Here is a 261-nt window from a genome sequence, read left to right on the forward strand (position 1 = left end):
GCACTTTTTGGGTATAAGCTGTAGTGGCGCGGGCAAGCTCCTGCTTGGTCAGATTGCCATTGTTTTTAAGCTCGTGATAGGCGGCATTAAGGCGTTGCAGCTCGTTGCGGGACTGCCCGTCCACATGCAGCCCAAGCGTCATTTTTGCATCGGCTTGGCGCTTTAATTTTTGAGCTTCGGCAGTTAACTGGCCGATTTCGCTTTTTACTCGCTGGCTCTCCGAGGCCAGTTTGCGCTCCTCGGCGGCAAGATTGCGGGTTG

General features: G+C 54.4%; 1 protein-coding gene. It reads right to left on the bottom strand.

Going from position 1 to position 261, the window contains the following annotated elements; genetic code table 11:
* On the bottom strand, positions 1–261 hold a 261-nt coding region (locus tag Q5762_RS38790), incomplete at both ends, for a hypothetical protein (protein WP_315897016.1).

The sequence above is a fragment of the Streptomyces sp. P9(2023) genome (genome assembly GCF_032436795.1).
GTDB lineage: Bacteria > Actinomycetota > Actinomycetes > Streptomycetales > Streptomycetaceae > Streptomyces.